Origin of the sequence: uncultured Veillonella sp. (genome assembly GCF_963524655.1) — a bacterium.
Classification (GTDB): domain Bacteria; phylum Bacillota; class Negativicutes; order Veillonellales; family Veillonellaceae; genus Veillonella.
On record NZ_CAURHA010000038.1, the window covers coordinates 1 to 20,212 of the forward strand.

General features: G+C 40.8%; 21 protein-coding genes. All 21 read right to left on the reverse strand.

Features of this window, described 5'->3' with window-relative positions; genetic code table 11:
• Positions 1-812 (reverse strand): class I SAM-dependent DNA methyltransferase (locus RYM16_RS07480; RefSeq protein WP_314983176.1); only part of this gene is annotated, 812 nt, incomplete at its 3' end.
• Positions 813-827: 15 nt separating this feature from the next.
• Positions 828-1,055 carry a helix-turn-helix domain-containing protein gene (locus RYM16_RS07485; protein WP_314983177.1) on the reverse strand — a complete coding sequence of 76 codons (228 nt, stop codon included), beginning with the start codon at positions 1,053-1,055 and terminating at the stop codon, positions 828-830.
• A gap of 270 nt (positions 1,056-1,325) precedes the next feature.
• Positions 1,326-1,808, reverse strand: a complete 483-nt coding sequence (locus tag RYM16_RS07490) for a GNAT family N-acetyltransferase (RefSeq protein WP_314983178.1) — start codon at positions 1,806-1,808, stop codon at positions 1,326-1,328.
• Between the two features lie 114 nt (positions 1,809-1,922).
• On the reverse strand, positions 1,923-2,696 hold the full coding sequence (locus RYM16_RS07495) for an amino acid ABC transporter ATP-binding protein (protein ID WP_314983179.1): 774 nt from the start codon (positions 2,694-2,696) through the stop codon (positions 1,923-1,925).
• The gene (locus RYM16_RS07500; protein ID WP_227283405.1) at positions 2,693-3,409 is read right to left on the reverse strand and encodes an amino acid ABC transporter permease; all 717 of its coding nucleotides are present in this window, start codon (positions 3,407-3,409) and stop codon (positions 2,693-2,695) included. Before RYM16_RS07500 ends, RYM16_RS07495 begins: the two co-directional genes overlap by 4 nt.
• A gap of 6 nt (positions 3,410-3,415) precedes the next feature.
• Complete coding sequence (locus tag RYM16_RS07505; protein ID WP_314983180.1) at positions 3,416-4,132, reverse strand: amino acid ABC transporter permease; 717 nt, start codon at positions 4,130-4,132, stop codon at positions 3,416-3,418.
• A 55-nt stretch (positions 4,133-4,187) separates the two neighbouring features.
• Entirely contained in the window at positions 4,188-5,027 is an 840-nt protein-coding gene (locus RYM16_RS07510; RefSeq protein ID WP_314983181.1) for a transporter substrate-binding domain-containing protein, read from the reverse strand.
• On the reverse strand, positions 5,020-6,423 hold the full coding sequence (locus RYM16_RS07515) for an MmgE/PrpD family protein (RefSeq protein ID WP_314983182.1): 1,404 nt from the start codon (positions 6,421-6,423) through the stop codon (positions 5,020-5,022). The genes RYM16_RS07510 and RYM16_RS07515 overlap by 8 nt, the downstream gene beginning before the upstream one ends.
• Positions 6,424-6,456: 33 nt before the next feature.
• Positions 6,457-7,572: a glutathione S-transferase C-terminal domain-containing protein gene (locus RYM16_RS07520; RefSeq protein ID WP_005387453.1), complete on the reverse strand. Its 1,116-nt coding sequence runs from the start codon at positions 7,570-7,572 to the stop codon at positions 6,457-6,459.
• Between the two features lie 349 nt (positions 7,573-7,921).
• Positions 7,922-8,575: a pyroglutamyl-peptidase I gene (gene pcp / locus RYM16_RS07525; RefSeq protein ID WP_314983193.1), complete on the reverse strand. Its 654-nt coding sequence runs from the start codon at positions 8,573-8,575 to the stop codon at positions 7,922-7,924.
• A 46-nt stretch (positions 8,576-8,621) separates the two neighbouring features.
• Positions 8,622-9,551 carry a DUF979 domain-containing protein gene (locus tag RYM16_RS07530; RefSeq protein ID WP_314983183.1) on the reverse strand — a complete coding sequence of 310 codons (930 nt, stop codon included), beginning with the start codon at positions 9,549-9,551 and terminating at the stop codon, positions 8,622-8,624.
• 1 nt (position 9,552) lies between these two features.
• Complete coding sequence (locus RYM16_RS07535) at positions 9,553-10,302, reverse strand: DUF969 domain-containing protein (RefSeq protein ID WP_314983184.1); 750 nt, start codon at positions 10,300-10,302, stop codon at positions 9,553-9,555.
• Positions 10,303-10,516: 214 nt separating this feature from the next.
• On the reverse strand, positions 10,517-11,002 hold the full coding sequence (locus tag RYM16_RS07540) for a GNAT family N-acetyltransferase (RefSeq protein WP_314983185.1): 486 nt from the start codon (positions 11,000-11,002) through the stop codon (positions 10,517-10,519).
• A 350-nt stretch (positions 11,003-11,352) separates the two neighbouring features.
• Complete coding sequence (locus RYM16_RS07545) at positions 11,353-13,308, reverse strand: S-layer homology domain-containing protein (RefSeq protein WP_314983186.1); 1,956 nt, start codon at positions 13,306-13,308, stop codon at positions 11,353-11,355.
• A gap of 700 nt (positions 13,309-14,008) precedes the next feature.
• On the reverse strand, positions 14,009-15,196 hold the full coding sequence (locus tag RYM16_RS07550; RefSeq protein WP_314983187.1) for a flavodoxin domain-containing protein: 1,188 nt from the start codon (positions 15,194-15,196) through the stop codon (positions 14,009-14,011).
• Between the two features lie 347 nt (positions 15,197-15,543).
• A complete protein-coding gene (locus tag RYM16_RS07555) occupies positions 15,544-16,083 on the reverse strand; it encodes a hypothetical protein (RefSeq protein WP_314983188.1) in 540 nt (179 codons plus the stop codon).
• A gap of 100 nt (positions 16,084-16,183) precedes the next feature.
• Positions 16,184-16,513 (reverse strand): multidrug efflux SMR transporter, encoded by a 330-nt coding sequence (locus tag RYM16_RS07560; RefSeq protein WP_314983189.1) that lies wholly within the window; start codon positions 16,511-16,513, stop codon positions 16,184-16,186.
• A gap of 144 nt (positions 16,514-16,657) precedes the next feature.
• Positions 16,658-17,728: a 3-isopropylmalate dehydrogenase gene (leuB, locus tag RYM16_RS07565; RefSeq protein ID WP_314983190.1), complete on the reverse strand. Its 1,071-nt coding sequence runs from the start codon at positions 17,726-17,728 to the stop codon at positions 16,658-16,660.
• 212 nt (positions 17,729-17,940) lie between these two features.
• Positions 17,941-18,432 carry a 3-isopropylmalate dehydratase small subunit gene (locus RYM16_RS07570; protein WP_009351898.1) on the reverse strand — a complete coding sequence of 164 codons (492 nt, stop codon included), beginning with the start codon at positions 18,430-18,432 and terminating at the stop codon, positions 17,941-17,943.
• 1 nt (position 18,433) lies between these two features.
• Positions 18,434-19,693: a 3-isopropylmalate dehydratase large subunit gene (gene leuC, locus RYM16_RS07575; protein WP_314983191.1), complete on the reverse strand. Its 1,260-nt coding sequence runs from the start codon at positions 19,691-19,693 to the stop codon at positions 18,434-18,436.
• Between the two features lies 1 nt (position 19,694).
• On the reverse strand, positions 19,695-20,212 hold a 518-nt coding region (locus RYM16_RS07580; RefSeq protein ID WP_314983192.1), incomplete at its 5' end, for an alpha-isopropylmalate synthase regulatory domain-containing protein.

Here is a 20,212-nt window from a genome sequence, read left to right on the forward strand (position 1 = left end):
GAATAGAATGAGTTAGCTTGTGTAATGTCACCACGAATATTATTAAGAAGAAGATTCATCTTTGCTAGTTTTACTGTATCAGGCTCCTTTTCAACACCATAGCAACGAAACTTCATTTGTTCACTCTCGCTGGTATTGTGATTATGCATGTATCTGGCGGCCTGAACGAACATGCCGCCAGAACCACATGCTGGATCCAAGAACTTCTTTTCACCTGGCTGAGGATTTAATACTTCAACCATATATCTTACAACAGTTGCAGGTGTGTAGAATGTTCCTCCATCCTTACCTTCTGCAAGTGCAAAGTTCCCTAAGAAATATTCATAAATTTCACCAAAGATGTCAACAGTGCTGTTTTCAGGAATATCCTTGAAAATACGTACAATGTTAGAAAGAAGCTCTGGTTCCTCTTCCGGAACCAGCTGAGCATATACTTCTTTAGGAAGAACTCCTTCCATTCTAGGGTTTTCATCTTCAATAGCTTCCATAGCTTCCTTTACGATGATAGCTTTGTTTGCATCATCCGGTGCATCATTGATAAAGTCGTAATAAGCACATTCTGGAAGATAGAAACCGCACTTTTCTAAAGAAATTTCCTTCATGGATTTTTCCATACGACTACCTTTAAGTCGATTATATTCAGCTTCAATTTCATCCTTATATTGTTTATATAAAATATCTGCATATCTAAGGAAGATAAGCCCAAGAATAGGCTGACCATATTTATTCGCAGCTAAATGAGCACTAGCTCGAAGCACATCAGCAGAGTGCCATAGCGTATCTTTTAACTGTTTTAATTCTTTATCTGTCATAACAATAGTGCTCCTTTATTTTTCTATTTGATAGTCGAGCCAAGACTCTTCTAGTACGTCATATGGGATGTTATTATCTAAGCAATATATATTAATACTTTTCATTGCTTTTAGGTTTGGCTTTGCACGTCCAGATTCCCAACGATTTACAGTAGAAAAAGCCACTCCTATTACCTTGGCAAATTCCTGCTGTGTCAAAAATGAACGTTGTCTGATTCTTTTTATTTCTTTAGGAAAACCCATATATTTATGCATCTCCTTTTTATCCATTAATATAGCATAATTATAGCAAATAAATATTCATTTTTTTAGTATCTATCCACTAGGCAGTCTGACTTATAGATATTAACCTATATCAAAATTAGAGAACATGATAACCATATATGAAAAGGTCCAAAGTACTCTTGAAATTAATACTGTAGTAGTAACATCTTATAGAATAACAAAGAGCCGCACCAATTAGATGCGACTCTTTTTAGTTATAATATCAAATTAATACTATTTTTCTTGTCTTTATAGTGTTTTCTTAAAGAATATGGTCGTATGTACCTTACCAGGCAACTGTGTTCGTTTATATTCTTTAAAGCCAAAGCCTTCATACATTTTAGCAAGCCATGGGTGTTCTGCGGCAGTGCCTAGTGTTACGGCTGGTGTTTTAAATACATTGCGCAATAGCTCTTCTGCTTCGGCGAGAACTTCACGAGCATAGCCCTTCCCCTTATGTTCAGGGGCTGTCACAAAGTGTGCAATGTGCGGATATACATCTGGTGTAGCCTTTGGTATCCAAGGCATGCGGAATGAAATAGAACATACCAAGGAGCCATCTACGTATAGACCAAATACTGGATATTTTAAGATCCACGCCCGAGACTCTTCGGGGCTAAAGTTGATGGCATCGAAGGATATAGGGTAATTCTTATTCTCTGCATAGCCCGCAATCAACACCTCATGATACTCAGCCGCATCATCTACGGTTAATTGTCTAAATTCTTTCATATGTACCTCGTTTAAAGCGACCTAATTTTAAAGATATTAGGACGCTATTAATGTCTATATTACTAGGATAGCACACATTGTTATAGCTTCGTATTATTTATGGAGCAGTACTATTTATAAAGCTGCACTATCTAGAGGTTGTTCGCTATCTAGTGTAAGGTAACGGCTCAAGAATTTTCGTGTCCGTTCTTCTTCCGGATGTTCAAGGACAACCTTAGGGTCCCCTTGTTCTACGATAACGCCGCCTTCCATGAATACGACTTGGTCAGCCACTTCTTTGGCAAAGCCAATTTCGTGAGTAACAATAATCATCGTTACCTTTAACTCTTTTGCAATCTTACGAATAACGGCTAATACTTCGCCTACGAGCTCTGGATCGAGGGCTGATGTAGGTTCGTCAAAGAGGATAACCTCTGGGTCCATCGCAAGGGCACGAGCGATACCAATACGTTGTTGTTGACCACCGGAAAGTTGTACTGGATAGTAATCATCATAGCCTTCCATGCCTACTTCCTTAAGGAAGCGTTGCGCGATTTCACGGGCTTGAGATTTTTTCATCTTCTTAACCGTTACAAGGCCTTCCATGATGTTTTCAATAACTGTTTTATTGGAGAACAAGTTATAAGACTGGAATACCATGGATGTGTTACGGCGGACGTTTAAGATTTCCTTGTTAGACGCTTTATGTAAATCTACAGAAATATCATTTAACTGCATTGTCCCTGCATCGGCCTTTTCAAGGAAGTTAAGCGTTCTAAGGAACGTCGTCTTACCACTACCAGATGGGCCAAGGATAACCGTTACAGATCCCGTTGGCACATGTAGGTCGATGCCCTTTAAAATTTCACGGTTCCCGAAGGATTTGTGAACTTGTTTAATATCTATCATAATGCATTACCTCGTTTATACTTGCTTGCATAGATTTCCAAACGATGGAAGATAAATTCAAAGACAATCCCCATCACCCAGAATAGACCGGCCACCACGATGTAGGCCTCAAAATACTGTGAATTTTCCTCTGTATATAACTTTGCAGCGCCAAATAGTTCAATAACAGTGATGACAAATACGATGCTCGTACTCTTCATAGTGTTAAGAAACTGATTCGTAAATAGTGGCAACGCAAAGACTGTAGCTTGTGGCAATACGATACGACGGAATGCTTGGAACCATGTCATACCGATGGCCTGAGCCGCTTCCATTTGACCTTTCGGTACAGATTGTAAAGCAGCTCGGAAGATTTCGCTCAAATACGCCCCTGTGTGTAGTGTTAAGCCTACAACGGCTACGAAGGTAGCAGGCACCTTTTCAAAAGGAACATGCACACCCGTTTGATCCTCTACGGCGAGGAATAAAATTGGTAAACCATAGTACACGAGGTATAAGAGAACCATGTTCGGAATACTACGGCACAATAATACGTACAAGTAGCTGAGTTGACTGAGCACAGGTACTTTGTTTTGTTGTAGCACGCAACTCAATAATCCTAGGATTGTACCCAAACCAACGCTGAGGAAGGTAATCATGAGGGTAACTTTCACATAAGGAATGACAGCAAAGAAGGTGCCATAAATATAGGTTGAATCAATTATATGTCCCATACGCCCCTACTCCTCACTGATCAAAATGCGTTGCGTTTCCTTGCCCGCAACGGTAAAACGTTTTTCAAGCAATCGGCCCAAGAGGGACACGATGATAATTAGAATGCCATAAATGATGGCTGCGTCGACGAATAACTCAAGGTAGCGCTGGCTATTGCCGCCCATGAGGTCCGCCTTACGCATCATATCCACAACGCCGACATTAAAGATGAGCGCCGTCCCTTTCAACATGCCGATAACGAGGTTCGTCAACGGTGGAATGCTCATGGTGAAAGCCTGCGGCAAGATGATGCGCATATAGCTTTGGAACTCCGTCATACCAAGGCTTTTAGCAGCTTCCTTTTCACCAGGAGCCACCGCATCGATACTAGAGCGCATAATTTCAGCGCTATAAGCTGCAATATGTAAAGTAAACACGGCGTACACGAATACGAGGCCTGGTACATTTTTTATGTTAAGCCCCATGTGGGACATGATTTCTGGCACCCCAAAGTAAATGAGGAACAGCTGTACCAAGAATGGCGTACCGCGCATAAAGGAAATAAATACGATAAATAATTGGTTTAATACTGGAACCTTCTTGAGGCGAATGATGGCTATAATAGAGCCTAAAATAACACCTAAGATGGCAGAAATAACAGTGATAAGCACCGTTACGTGCACATAATTCAAGAGCTGTGGAAACGCTTGAATCATGTAAGACACATCAAAATACTTGCCCACAATAGCACCTCGCTTCTAGACATAATAGAATAAGGCCGCCAAGGCGGCCTATTCGTTATTTTTGTGTTGGATCGAATGTGTAATCCCCACCAAGATATTGTTCAGAAAGTTTTTTCAACGTACCGTCAGCACGCATTTCTTTCATAGTTTTATCGATTTTTTCGTTTACTTGTTTCATGTCATCTGTACGTTTAGACAAGAAGTAAGTTGGTACTACTGCTAATACATCGCCTACCGCTTTGAGTGGCAAGCCACGGTCTTTAATAGCAGAGTTAATAACGTATTCGTACTCACCTGCTGCATCGGCACGGCCTGTAGCAACGAGGTTCAATGTTTCAGCACCCGCTTTATCTGTATAGATAACGTCGATTGGTGGATTTGCTGTTTCGTTGAATTGTTTTACTAATTCGTTGAACTCAGAAGATGTAGTAACAGCGATTTTTTTGCCTTTCAAATCATCTAGTTTAGAGATATCGTTGCGGTCGTTTTTAACTACCAATTTACGTGTAGAGTAGTTGTTAGGCTCATTTGTGTAGTAGTATTTTGCTTCACGAGTTGGGTTACGACGCATTTGGTTAGCGATCATATCTACTTGGCCTGCATCCATTGCTACGAAGGCAGCATCAACGGCCATCGGTTTGAAGTTGAAGTGAAGGTCTGGATTACGACGTTCAATTTCTTTCAACAATTCTACGTCAAAACCTGTAAGGTTGCCGTTATCATCTGTGTAGGAATACGGGCGAACTGTACCACGTGTAGCTACGTTAATTACTTTAGCATCTGGATTTACTTTCGCTTCCTTGGATGTGTCATCGCCGCAACCAGCAACAACGAGCACGCCTAGTGCCAATGCGCCGATGGCGAATAATTTCGTCAATTTCTTTGTATTAAACATGTAAAACTCCTTCTTTTCGCAATGTTTGCAGGAATGGCTCTACCTCATTGGTATGAGTGAAAGCCTCAATCATTCTATCTATTTGGTCAGCCTTCAACATAAGACCAAGCTTAATGCGTATATCCTCTAATGTAAGAGGATTATTCGGCGATCCTTTCGGATTGTTCACCGTTTCTGTGAAAGTATCACCATTCTTCAAGGTAACGGTTACTTTCGTAATCCGCTCCGTTTGGGATACCTTCGGCAGATCATAAACACGCTCTATACGCGACATATAGTCCCGTACTGATTGGTCTATGGTATCTATCTTGAATAACTCATCCTGTACCGCCCCATACGCAAGGACTTGGTACACGACATACTCTATGGAAAACTGCCCTTCTCGACCTGTTGTTGGCGATGTATAGCGCAATGCCGCATCAGCGCCAGGTGGGAAGTGAACAGTTACGCTATCTATATCTTCCCATAAGGATGAAGTAGGTGAAGTACATAATATCTGTGTATCTTGCTCCGTTATATCTAGTAAATCTTTGCAATAACTAGATACATTTGGAAAAGATGTATATATCCTATGTACCACCTCTTCAGCTGCTTCAGCGCCACAAATGGCTGCCGAGCAATACGGGTGGACTTTCATCCATAAACCAGGATCAATGAGTTGCCCTGGCGCTAGCCAACGACTAGCGATGTCATTTGATGTAACAGTAATATTACCGATGGTTTTAAACCAACCCCGTTCAGGGTCAAATGGTTTGATACTTGTTTGAAGTGATGTATGTTGTAACAGTTCGTAAGCCCATACGCCATTGCGTGCTGCTAGTCCCGCATGGAGCGGCTTACCATCTGTACCACTTTGAAAGAACATGCCCGCCGATTGAGTCGCAGCCAAAGACAGGAGCTGAGCTAAGCTTTCACCATGAAGGCCTCGCAAAGCGCCTATAGCGGCCGCCGCCCCAATCACACCAACGGTCCCCGTAGAATGCCATCCTTGGGTCCGATGGGCAGGATTGATGAGAGAACCTATAATCCCCTCAAGCTCGGCCCCGATGATATAGGCACGAAGAAAATCATGCCATGTATCAGTGGGCTCCAACACTGCCAATAAAGCAGAGTATAAAACAGTACTGAAGTGACCCGCCAGATTCGCCTGCGCATCATCAAAATCAAGATAATGGGAGGCAAAACCATAATACAACGCTTTATCAACTCTAGATACATTTTCTCCATTAGCCCCGATAAACCGAGCCAAGTCTTGAACGGCTTGTTCCGTCTCAGCCTGAGCTAAGGACGCCAGATAATCTAGAAAGGCAATGCGAGCCACTGATAGGAGATCCTCACGATTCGTCACATCCGTTTGTTCTATGTAGTTCACAATCGTCTTTGTGACTAAATCCATGGGTTCCCTTTCAGTTATTTAAAATTAAATCTACTATTTACCAAATTTTTCAGCACGGTCATTTGGTTCTAACCAAATGGAGTCGTCTGGACCTTTTGGAACAAGACGTGGTAGATCTTCAAATGGCGTATGGTCTACATAGTAGAAACGTTTACGCATGGAGTCGAAGTCTGTTGTGCCACCGAATGCTGGATTGGAGTACAAATCCTTCGCGTAGTTCCAAAGGTTTGGATAGTCTACGAGGCGTTTTTTGTTAACCAAGTATTTTTGGTAGAACACGAGGTCAAAGCGAGCCAATGTTGGGAAGATACGAATATCTGGGTCTGTAATAGTGTCGCCCATCAAGTAACGTTGCTTGCTAAGGCGTTCTTCGAGCCAGTCTAAGCGAGCAAAGATACGGTCATAGTAGTATTCATAATCTTTTTGGTTTGTTACGAGAGCTGCCAAGTTTACAGCCAAGTTGAAGTCAGCGTAGATGATAACGTTCAATGCATCGATATCGGCACGCAATTCTTCTGGGTAAATATCTGGAGCATCAGGGGAAATGAAATCTTTGAAGCCCAATGCTAATTCTGTAGTTAACGCATGGTAGTCATTGTTTACTACTGCACCAGTTGTAACATCTACGATAGCTGGCACTGTGGAACGTGCGTCGTAGTTAGGATCCCCTTTGCGGTACGCTTCACCTAAGGAGTGAATGCCGAGTACCGGATCTTTTTCATCTTTATCAAGGGTAAAAAACCAGTCTGCAATAACGCCTGCTGGACGCAATGGGTCAACCGTGCCCTTGGAGATTACTTTATCTAAGCCAAGCAAATCGATAGCAATCGCAATGCGGTGAGCCCAAGGACAATGCTTAGACCATACAAGACGGTAACGGTCTTTTTCTACAGGTAAAAGCCCTGGTTCACTGCCAAAAGGTGTTGTGAATTGAGGTTCTTCGCTATCAGAATATTTTTGACGACGGTTAAAATTCGAAGCATCTTTACCTTCATACTCCTTTTGTTCCCCTTGAGAACGAGGGTTACTAGATTGAAACTCAGAAAAATCGATTGGACAAGGGTTCATAGCACGTTGGAACTCAACCTCTTTTCGAGCTGCCGCGATACTAGGATCCTTGATGTTGCTTACATCTACGTGTTCACTCATTCTATTCTCCTTATGGAGGTCATCTCCATTAGCCTTGTCATACATCTTATGGTAAAAGCTTTTGTGATATCCCTCACTTATTCCTACTAACTTAATATGTTTATGTGACTATAATATATTAATTAAATACCTATGTCAATAGTAGGCATTTAAATTTTATAGATTAAGCCATAAAAAATAGGGATATATCTCAACTTAGATATATCCCTACCTTACACTACACAGATAAGTTATAGTTATTTACAAATATATACAAGCGTCTTAGTAAATTATAAAGATACAAGAAGCTTAATAGGTTATAAAGATACCAAAAGAGGCACAATCCTATATTGTGCCTCTTTCCTATTTGTTATTCATGCGGTGTTGTATATGTAATATTTTGTGCTTCGTAGCTTTCACCATGAGCTAATACGTGAACGATAGTTTCTAATGTAGCGCGTACGGTCTCAACGGCCATGCTCGGTTGATCTGGTTTGTTCACCACTTGGGATGGCAAGTACGGAATGTGCATGAAGCCCACCTTGATACCGCCCTTTTGCGCTGCATAGTGAGATACGCCGTACATAATATGATTACATACGAAGGTACCTGCTGTATTCGACACTCGCGCAGGAATACCTGCTTGGTGCAATGCATTGACCATATCCTTAATAGGTAATGTAGCAAAGTAAGCACTTGGGCCATCAGCCACAACAGGCTCATCTGTTGGTTGGTTACCGCCATTGTCTGGAATGCGGAAATCATCGCAGTTTATGGCTACCCGTTCAATCGTAATATCTGGGCGACCGCCAGCTTGACCTACACAAAGGATAAAATCAGGATTGCATTTGTCAGCTGCTTCTACCGCCGTTTTTACAGATGTATAACGCACAGTTGGCACCATTTGAGTCACTACTTTGTAGTCCCCATCTGTGTAACCATCCATCGTTTTAACCGCTTCCCATGCAGGATTGATACTTTCACCACCGAAAGGATCAAATCCGGTAATCAAAATCGTTTTCATCATAGTACCTCATAATAGTCTTCAAAGACGTTGTATATAAATTAAATTAAAGGAAATAGTACATTAACAGAATATTCAATGTAAGCATTACGATAGCTACAGGAATTTGAGCCTTAATAACACCGTAGGTATCCTTCATTTCAAGAAGCGCCACAGGAACGATATTGAAATTTGCTGCCATTGGCGTCATCAAGGTACCACAATAACCAGCAAGCATTGCAATAGGGCCAATCACCGCTGGATTAGCACCATGACCTGCAACAAGCATCGGAACACCTATAGCACTAGTAATCATAGCAAAGGCTGCAAAGGCATTCCCCATAATCATTGTGAAGAAAGCCATTCCAATACAGTACGCTACAACGATGAGGAATACATTATCTGCAGGAACTATGCTAGCTACCATACTTGAGATCAATTTGCCTACCCCTGCAAGGTTAAATAGATACCCAAGAGCTGCTAATAATTGAGACAAGATAGCAGTCCAACCGATGGCATCGAGAAGACGACGACCTTCATGGAAACTTTGACCCACCTTAGCTTTCGTAATATATAACGCCACGCATAGGGCAATAACAGAAGCAATGGCAAGGCCTACGAGGGCACCCAGTTTCGTAAAGAACCCGATGATGAACGTAATAATACCAACGAGCAACGCTGGAATAAAGATCACATTACCAATACGTAAGGCTTCCATTTTTTTGAAATCTATGGCAGATTCAAAATAATTACCTTTGCCAAGTTGTTTAAATAACACAATTGCCGCCATAGCAATTACGAGCCAGCCATTGATTTCTTTAGACATATAAGAGCCAAAGATGAAGGAAATACCATATAATAGCCAAAACAGACCAGTACCAATACGATGATTATGGTCCTTATCGACAAAAGATTGTATAGAAAAAATAACTAAGATAATCCCTACTAAAAGATATACAAAGTCTAAGGGCTGCATTTTATATACTAATTCCAACATATTATTTGCCCCCTTTCGCTAATTCTTCTGGAGTGACAAGAATATTAAGCTCGTTTGGCACAAGTTTGCCAGCTTTCATATCCGCCTCGTCTTGAGCCACACTAGCTTGAATTGTTTTATCAAAAATAAAGAATCGAATAACACTCACTATATAGGCACATATTGCTGTAGGAATTCCATATAGCACCATATCGGTAAGCTCAACATTATAGCCCAGTTGCTCCATAACACCTTTAATCAATAAAAGACCACCCGCTGCAAGGAACAAATTTTGACCAAAAAAGTTACCAATATTATCTGTAGATGCCGCTACACCACGAATCTTATCGAGTGTCCGTTGAGATATAGGGCGACCTTGCGCTACCGCAGCTTCACTCATAGGAGAAATCAAAGGACGAACCATAGCTACAAGACCAGACATACTAATACCCAGAGATACTGTTACTTGTCGCACAAATAGATAAATCATAAAAATACGACCAGCTGTTGCGGCTTGAATCTTACCGATCAATATTTCTGCCCGTTCACGTAAACCGTGGCGTTCCATAATACCAATTACAGGAAGTACCAAGGCAAATAGTGACATGTAACGATTTTTTACGAAAGCCTCTCCAATAGCACCGACGATTTCGTTAATGCTAAGCCCTGCTGAAAGCCCCGTCACAAAGCCTGCGGCAATAACTACTAACAATGCATTAAAGCGTAGCATCAAACCAATGACCATCACTAAAATGCCCGATAAAATAATCATAAGGACACATCCTTTCCACAAACTACCCATAATCGTATATAACTGCAAAGGCACAGTATATATATTATGTATATTATATATGAGTATATTATATATGAATATATTATATATCAAATAGTAATAATATCACACAATAAAAAACCTTGTAATGTATTTTAGTAGATTGCTACAAACCAAAAACTACTAAAAGTGTATTACAAGGCGATTTACTTATTTAACCCAACTCTTTCTTGAACAAAATGGTAGTATGTTGTTTTCCTCTAAAATGAACCTTATCATACGCTTTAAAACCAAAGGATTCATACATCTTAGGCAACCACGGATGTTCCTTCGCGGTTCCCAAGGTCACTGCATTCGTTTTGAATTGTTCTTTTAAAAGCGCTTCTGCATAGCCCAAGGTTTCCCGAGCATAGCCCTTTCCTTTGAAAGCTGGCGCCGTTACAAAGTGTGCAATATGTGGATATTTATCCGGTGTTGAATATTTCACCCAAGGCATGTAAAACGTAATGGAGCTGACTAATTGTCCATCGATATATAACCCATACACAGGATAATTTTCAATCCACTCCTTGGATTCTTCCTCTGTGAAATCAATGGCATCAAAGGTGATCGGATAGTCTTTAATCGCTGCATAGCCATCGATTAATACCTTATGATATTCTGCTGTATCTGCTACTGTTAGTTGTCTGAATTCTTTCATGGTCTTTCCCCTCATTCTATATTTTTATTCACAAACTATGTATATTTATTTAATTTATGAACGTAATTATACACCTATACGTATTAACTTGCAATAGTTTTACATAAATATTATATAAAATTTTAATACCTAATACAGAATTGCACTATGAAATATAGTAATACTCATATTTCAACGTGTTAGATTGCAATTTACATCAAGTGTATAAAGATAAAATACTCCATACTTATATATCATTAGTACTTTCTCTATTATTAGCAGCTTCTACTATTTGGGCACAAAAAACAGGATGTATCACGAAGATACATCCTGTTTTTGAGCTTTCACAAGCTCGAGGAGAAGTTGTCGTATTATTTGTAAATACGGGAACCGTATACGTCACGTTGGTTTTCAGGTTCGTTGTTAACGCGAACACGTTCAGTTTTGTGACGATCGTTGTCACCACCAGAGATACGATCAATGCGGAAGTGGTTAAGACGAATGTTTTGTAATTCAGGACCGAATTCATTCATCGCACGTTTCATGTTTTCGTCGATAGGAGCACCATTTTGAAGTGCACGGTACAACATAGTTGCGAATTCGTAGCGAGTCATTTTTGCATCGCCTTTGAATGTGCCATCAGGGTAACCAACAAGGATACCATTACCAGCCAATTGGCTAATGTATTGGTAAGCCCAATGGTTTTGAGGAACGTCTGGGAATTCAGCAGTTTTGCTAGGATCGATAGCAAGTGGGTTCAAGATTTGTAACAAGTTGTTATATTTGTTTTCCATATCTTGAAGACGTGCGTTCAATTCAGCAATTTCACGGCCCATAGCCACGCGGGAACGGGACTCAGGGGAACGTTTACCAAGACGAAGGGATACGCCTGCGTTCAATTGAGTTTCGCCAGTACCTACAGTACCACCAACGGAGAACATAGTGTCTTCGTTAGGACGATAGAACGCGCCTAATGCAGCGGAGTTTGCATTGTGGTAGTGACCATAACCAGCAGCGATTGTCCATTTGTCATCTGGGTTGAAGTCCAATGGATGCAATGCTGCCAATGCAGCGGAACCTGCACCTACTTTGTTAACGCGTTTTTCAACGTCGCCTACACGATTATTTAAATTAGTGATATTATTATTGATTTGACCAGGTGTAGAGTTGTTAATTTGAGTTTGTAAGTCGTTTGCTACGGAGTACAATTGGCTACCATTTACAGCATCTGTAGAAGTAGCGGAGATTTCACCTGCTGCAACGTTGTGAAGTTGACGTTCTTCACCAGCTTTACCAACGGATACAGAGCCTACAGGGCTAGTACCAGCAAAGCCACCATATGTATGACCTGCTAAAGTTGCACTAGTTACATTTGTAGCAGAACGAGTAGTTGCATTAGCACCTAACGCAATAGAGTTTGCAGTGGATGCATTAGCTTTATTACCGATTGCAATGCTATAATCTGCGCCTGCAGAAGCATCAGAACCAAATACATTAGTACGTACACCATCAGCATGAGCACCAGCACCAAATGCTTGAGCATGATCGCCATTTGCATATGCAGAGGAACCGATAGCATTAGCATGATTACCATTAGCTTGTGCATCAGCACCGATAGCATTGGCTTTATAACCAGTAGATTTAGCTTCATGACCAAATGCTAAGGAGCGTACATCAGAAGCAGTTGCACGAGTACCAACTGCAATACCCCAAGTTTTATCAGCTTCAGCACCATGACCAATAGCAATGGATTCGCTCATTTTTGCTTGAGCTTCATTACCTACAGCCAATGCAGCACTACCTAATGCAGTATTTTTAGAACCAATAGCTACAGAGTTGCTATCCCAAGAACCTGTTAAAAGTGTATCAGCATCAGGCTCATTATCAAAAGTACGATCGCGATAGTTTGTAGTGGTACCAGCTACAGTATTATTGTAACCATAGCCAATAGCATTTGTACCGTTAACTACGTTACTATCACCGAAAGCTTGTGCAAATGCACCTGTTACATTGTTGCCATCACCAAACGCATTAGCTTGGTTACCATTAACAGTGTTTTGATTACCGTATGCACTGCTAGAACCATTAGCACTTGTAATAGAGTTACCTTGGCCTACAGCAATGCTAGTAGCAGTACCATTAGCAACAACACCATAAGATACAGTATTACTTGGAGCAGGAGATGCAGTTGCATTACCAGCCGCCAAGATGAAACCGTCAGCAGTAGTCATAGGAGCTGCACTTACAGGAGCCACTACAGAACCTACTGCTGCCACTGCAGCTAATACAGCAAACGCTAATTTTTTGGAATGTTTCATTTCTCTCATCTTACACCCTCACTAAATTAAAAACTTAACCAAATACAATACAATACAATTTTTCAACCTCTCTAGTGTTCCGCCTCTCTCCTCGGGCTGATAAGGAATTATTTCTTATCTATACTCTCAAGAAATATATCCATCTCAGTTTAAGAAAAATTTATATTGTTGATTACCCGCATAGCATATCAAAGTTTTACGATATACACAAGCCTTTTTACCATATAAACTTCATTAATAAGTCTTCATATACCCCAAAAATAGCTTGATTACTAGCCTTTTGTGTTGAGTTAATATATTCATCATTTTTTATGATGAGTGAAAAAAATCACAACATCCCGAGTATTTTTCACCTAATAAATCGTCTAACTTATAAATAATTAATCATTCTATAAGTATTTAGAATATAATGTAAAGTCTCACAATCCTTATTCACTCTGCATTCATGAACTACTCGTGAAAGTAACTTTTATGCATATTTAATCTTCATTATTTCATTTTATACTTATTTTATATTTAACAATCGGTCAATATACATCTATACATATCAATATATATACATACATGTTACAATTAAAGCGTTAAAGGAATAAAGTTTACAATTTCTCCGTTTAATATCCAATGTTTTATATATACACAGACAAAATAAAAGCAAGCCTCCTAGCTTTTCTAAAGAAAATAAGAGGCTTACTTTATTTTTTATATTAAATTATGCTAATAATGCACTTACTAGTTCTTCTGCTTTATTGAGATCAGAAGTGTCCGGATTCCAGTTACATTTAATTTCTGGTTCTACTACAGCAAAGCCATATTTAGTTAATTCTTCACGAAGGACTTTCGTAGATTCACCAGACCAACCGTATGTACCAAATACAGCGGCCTTTTTGTTTTTAAACTTCAACTCACGTAAGAAGTCGAGCCAACCAGCTACACTAGACAGTACGCTATTGCCTGTTGTTGGAGAGCCTACGGCAATCGCTTTAGACTTAAATACTTCTGTCATGATGTCATTTTTATTCGTCTTACTAATGTTGTAGATCTTAACACGCGTATCTGGAGCTTGCTTAGAAATTTCTTCTGCAATCTTATGAGCTATTTTTTTTGTGCCATCCCACATTGTATCGTACACCACTGTAATTTGGTCTTCTTGGTACGCTTGAGACCATTCGTAGTATTTTTCGACAATTTGCATTGGGTTTTCACGCCAAATAGCACCGTGGCTGGTAGCAATAATATCAATTGGCAAGTTGAGCTTTTGAATTTCTTCAATTTTAGCTTTTACTAATGGAGAGAAAGGATTCAAAATATTAGCGTAATATTTCATCGCCTCTGCCCATAGACGACATTGATCAGCCTTATCTGCCCACAATTCTTCTACCGCGTAATGTTGACCGAACGCATCGTTAGAGAACAAAATATTGTCGCCAGTCATATAGGTTGCCATGGAATCAGGCCAATGAAGCATGCGCATTTCTACGAATACCAAGGATTTACCATTGCCGATATCTACGGAATCACCTGTTTTAACAACTTTAAAATTCCATTCCGGATGATGATATTGTCCCACCAAGGACTTAACTGCATTTTCCGTACAGTAAATTGGAGTATTAGGAATTTTTTCCATCAATGCAGGCAAGGAACCGCTGTGATCCACTTCGCCGTGGTTACATACGATGAAATCAATCTTATTTAAATCGATTTCAGCTTCCAAATTATCGATAAACTCTGAGGAATGAGGTTTCCACACCGTATCGATGAGGACTGTTTTCTCCTCTTCAATCAAGTACGCATTTTGGCTGGAACCATTGTTAATGCTGTAATCAGAACCATGGAACTCATTCAATTCCCAGTCGATTTTTCCCACCCAAGATACGTTATTTTTAATGTGCTTTCTCATAATAACCTCCGTTTTCTGTGAAAGTATAGGTACTTACCTCATCCCTAATATATTTTAGAATCAAGGAATATGTGGAACTTTCACCAGTACAACCAAATCTATGGCCCAAATGTTACATCAAATGAGATAACACGAATCGGTCATTAACTATAGTTTTATTATATCGAATTCAGAAGAAATAGTCCGTATCTGCAGGTACAGATTTAAGAATTAATATAAAAAACCACTCATAGGTATTCAAATACTATACATTAGTATATATTGATACGCCATGAGTGGTTACGACTATATGCAGTTTGATGGCGGATTATTTATGACTCTGCTAGATAATTCAGAATAACGCCAGATTATTTATTATCTGGTTGAGACAATCCTGGAATAGCTTTATAGATATATAGTGCAATATATCCATCAACTAAACTATGAACAATAGTACCAGCACCAACAAGAACGAACACAACGTAGATAAGATCAATATTAGGCATCGTAGTTGTTGTGTAGAACAAGAGGCAGGCTAGTACTTCTCCAATGGCGTGAATAATAGCACAAACAAGGTTAAATACACCAAAAGATAAGGCCCCTGTTAATACACCTGGGTGATGTTTTATATAATAAGCCCCCATCAAAGCAAAGATAATATGCGAAGCAGCGCGCATAACGATAACAATAGGGAACCCTGCCACAAAGAAACCTAACGTAGAACCTATTACGACACAAGCCGTCATCTTACGGGACAAGAACATCGCCAGGAATATAGGCACGTGACTCGCTAGTGTATACGATGCCGGCGGTATGACAACTTTCAACGGCATAATAATAGGAATCATAATGGCTAATGCCATCAATAACGCAGTAATGGTTAAATTTCGATACATGGAAGAATTCATAAAGCCCTCCTTATTAGCTCTTCTTTCATCTAACAATATGATTATAGTAATTATAATATAAGACCAATCTAATTAATGGCTACATTAACAGTCTTATAGACTAGTGACCTACGTTCCCCCACAAGTTAAGGATAACAACACCAACCACAATAAGACCTATCCCCAAAATAGTGTACATATTATAGCCCTCACTAAAGATAAAGACTGAAATGAGTGCTGTCACCACGAGGCCTACGCCAGACCAGGTAGCATAGGTAACACTGAGTGGAATATATTTCAGTACATGCGTCAAGGTATAGAAAGATCCTACATAGCCAAGCACACAAGCAATGGTCTGTAACGGCCGTGTAAAACCATCAGAGGCTTTCAACATGGTCGTAGCAAATAGCTCAAGCCCTATAGCTAAGGCAAGTAAAAAATAAGATAACATAACACCTCCCGCAAAAAAGAGAGGGACTAGCCCTCTCTCATATAATAGCATATATATACAATATTTCTATATTATAAAGCATATGATTTGATTTTGAAATGGTTTAGCTCACTTGATGAGCTTTCAAAACCTTGTTCCCTACGATTATAGACGTTCAATAACAGCTTGCGCCATTTCTGTGGTACCTACGCGTTTTAACCCTTCACGGTAGATATCGCCTGTGCGGTAACCATCAACGAGTACTTGTTCAACAGCTTTTTCAATAGCGTCAGCCACTTGAGGCAAATCAAGGGAGTGACGGCACATCATAGCTGCGGACAAGATTGTACCCAATGGGTTCGCCAAGTTTTGGCCCATAATGTCTGGTGCAGAACCGTGGATTGGCTCGTACAATGCTGTGCCAGTACCCATGGATGCAGATGGTAACAGCCCGATAGAACCAGAAATAACAGCGCCTTCGTCAGACAAGATATCGCCGAACAAGTTTGTTGTAACGATAACGTCAAACTGTGCAGGATTTACAACAAGTTGCATCGCTGTGTTATCTACGTAGAAGTAATCTGTTGCGATATCTGGATTAGCTGAAGCTTTCTCTTGAGCGATTTTACGCCACAAACGAGAAGAAGCCAATACATTTGCTTTATCTACGGATACAACCTTTTTGTTACGTTTGCGAGCTGTTTCCATAGCAATGTCCATGATGCGCTCTACTTCGTAACGGCTGTATGTTTCTTTATCCCAAGCAAACTCGTTAGCGCCTTCGCCTTGTGCCTCTTCGCGTTCACCGAAGTAAATACCGCCAGTCAACTCACGAACGATAACGAAATCTACATCTTGTACCAATTCCTTTTTAAGAGGAGAATACTCTTGCAAAGATGGATAGATTTTTACAGGACGCAAGTTACAGAACAAACCAAGCTCCTTACGAAGACCGAGGATTGCTTTCTCAGGACGGATAGCAGGATCTACATTATCCCATTTAGGACCGCCTACAGCACCAAGCAATACAGCATCAGCAGCTTTACAAGCCTCGATTGTATCCTCAGTCAAAGGCACGCCGTATGCATCAATAGACGCACCGCCCGCTTTTTTATCAATCCAATTAACCCTTACATTAGCTTTCTCAAAAGCCACATCACACACAGCCTTCGCTGCAGCAATAATCTCAGTACCGATACCATCACCAGGAATCAATACGATATTCTTTTCGCTCATAATACCTCTCCAATATATGTAATTTCCTTCCGCCACAAATTCATTCAAGATTTTGATAGCTGCTAGGTTTTTTAAGTTTTGAGCAAAACCGAATAATAAAATACGTAGATCCGAGGTGCATGCGCTAACGCGACTTTAGCAGGTCAAGGCTATGCCGCAGACCGTTAAGCTAGTGGAGCGGCGGCGCATCACCGAGGATCGGCCACGTAGTATTATTTACGGTTTTTCGCAAAGTTCACAAGACCACCAGCTGCCGCAATATCTTGAATGAATTGTGGCAACTCAGTCCCTTGGTATTGTTCGTTTTTAGTCAAGTTGTACACGATACCTTTAGACAAGTCTACGCCGATTGCATCACCAGCGTCGATACGATCGACTTGTTCGCCGATTTCCACTACTGGCAAACCGATGTTGATAGCATTGCGGAAGAAGATACGTGCAAAGGAATGTGCTACGATAACAGGCACGCCTTTTGCTTTGATAACGCCTGGTGCGTGTTCACGGGAGGAACCACAACCAAAGTTTTTGCCAGCTACCATGATTTCACCAGCTTTCACATTGGGAGCGAATGTAGTATCAATATCTTCCATCGCATGTTCAGCCAATTCGTTCCAATCAGCAATCGCCAAGTAACGAGCCGGAATGATTACGTCTGTATCTACATCGTCGCCGTAGCGCCAGATTTTTTTGCTTTCAAAATCCATATTAAACCTCCTCAGGGCCTGCAATGCGGCCTAATACAGCACTTGCTGCCGCCACGTAAGGGCTTGCCAAATATACTTCAGAATCAACGTGACCCATACGACCACGGAAGTTACGGTTTGTAGTGGAAACTGTGCGTTCCCCTTCAGCCATGATACCCATGTAACCGCCAAGGCATGGACCACATGTTGGCGTGGACACAGCGCAGTCAGCTTGAATGAAGATGTCCAATAAACCATCTTTCAACGCTTGGTCATATACATCTTGGGAACCAGGGATTACGATACAACGAACGAATGGAGCCACCTTGCGACCTTTGAAGATTTCCGCAGCTGCCACCAAGTCTTCGTAACGGCCATTTGTACAGGAACCGATGATAACTTGGTCGATTTTAATATCCTTGTCGATTTCGTTGATGTAATGTGTGTTAGATGGCAAATGAGGGAATGCTACAACTGGTTGCAATTTAGACAAGTCAATTGTAATTGTTTGAGCATATACTGCATCAGGGTCTGGATTAATTGGTTCTACAGGACGATTTACGCGGCCTTTAATGTATGCTTCAGTGATTTCATCATATGGGAATACGCCACATTTACCACCAGCTTCGATGGCCATGTTACAAATTGTAAGACGGTCAGCCATAGTCATGTGTTGTACGCCTTCACCAGCGAATTCAAGGGCCATGTAACGAGCGCCGTCTACGCCGATTTTACCGATTAAATCAAGGATTACGTCTTTACCAGTTACCCATTTGTTAGGTTTGCCGATAAGTTCAACCTTAATTGTTTCAGGCACTTTGAACCAAGTTTTACCTTCTGCCATAGCTACGCCCGCATCAGTGGAGCCTACGCCTGTGGAGAATGCATTTACCGCACCATATGTACAAGTGTGGGAGTCAGCACCGATCATCATTTCCCCAGGACCGATAAGGCCTTTTTCTGGCAAAATAACGTGCTCAATACCCATTCTACCTACTTCAAAGTAGTTTGTAATGCCATGTTCGCGTACGAAGTCGCGCATGACTTTCGCTTGTGTAGCAGATTGAATATCTTTATTTGGTGTGAAATGATCCGGCACCAAATAGATTTTATGACGGTCAAATACAGGTTTGCCGATTTTTAAGAACTCTTTACGCGCTGGTGGGAATGTGATGTCGTTCATCAAAACAGCGTCCAAATGACATTCGATGATTTGGCCCGGTTTTACAACATCAAGACCCGCGTGGCGAGCCATATTCTTTTCAGTAATGGTCATACCCATATTATTCTTCCTCCTGTTGTTCTAGCTCCATAGCTAGGAATACTGAGTTAACTGCATTAATGTATGCGTTCACACTTGATTTAACGATATCGGTGCTGATACCACGACCATGGTACAAGCGACCGTTGTATTCTACCTTAAGGGTTGCTTCCCCAAGGGCATCTTTACCGGCTGTGATGGCACGGATTTGGTAGTCTTTTAAGCTAATTGGCAAGCCAACCACACGTTCAACCGCTTTAAGGGATGCGTCTACTGGACCATCACCTACGGCAGCATCGGCTTTTTCACCTTCTGGTGTCATGAGACGAACGTCAGCATAAGCATACCCTTTTTCACCTAATTTGTAGTATTGAGCCACAAGCTCGAATGCTTTTTTATGGTGCATATTATCGACTACAAGAGCTACGATGTCATCGTCGTATACTTGTTTTTTGCGGTCCGCCAATTCTTTGAATTTAGCGAATAGGTCGTTGATTTTCTCTTCTGTGAAAGATTGGAAACCAAGTTTTGCCAAATGAT